This window comes from Neobacillus paridis (assembly GCF_016765675.1).
GTDB lineage: Bacteria > Bacillota > Bacilli > Bacillales > Cytobacillaceae > Neobacillus > Neobacillus paridis.
The window spans coordinates 1-517 of the sequence record NZ_JAESWB010000353.1; the positions used below are offsets into that span (position 1 = coordinate 1).

General features: G+C 47.2%; 1 protein-coding gene. It reads right to left on the reverse strand.

The annotated features are described in order from the left end of the window. Positions 1 to 37: 37 nt before the first annotated feature. The gene (locus JK635_RS24815) at positions 38 to 166 is read right to left on the reverse strand and encodes a hypothetical protein (protein ID WP_306792981.1); all 129 of its coding nucleotides are present in this window, start codon (positions 164 to 166) and stop codon (positions 38 to 40) included. Positions 167 to 517: the final 351 nt, after the last annotated feature.

A 517-nucleotide genomic window follows, 5' to 3' on the forward strand; every position in this document is an offset into this window, starting at 1 on the left:
CTCTGCCTGTCGTAGAACTACCTGAGTTCGTTCATTGTCATCGATCCCACCTGCTTGCCCAGTTTGCATATTCGCCGGCAAAAACTTCCCCGTCTTTAACTGCTGTGATCTCCGATAGTTCGACAAGTGAAAGTTGGCGCTTATGTGTTGAAAAATTTTCATTCATGATGTTTTTTCCTGTCTTGAAAGCGCACGGTACTCTGCAATGAATCGTCGCTGAGCTCTAAGATTCTTCATGCTAATCCTGTTCACAAGGACAACTCTGGATAAGGGATTAGGTGTCCGTAGCACTATTAGTCAGGTTGGCTCATGAATACACGACCTAGATGAAACGTTTACTGCTAAGGGCAAAACACTACTTGCCTTCCGCATACCTACTCAGTGGGCAATAGTAGCGAAAGAAGTGCCAGCTTTGACAACGCCCTTCGCACATTTGACGACACCCGGCAACATTTCCCGTGAAGAAATATAATCCGCACCCGACACGCGCAGCGCAGCACGACCGTTTGGTTTAGAC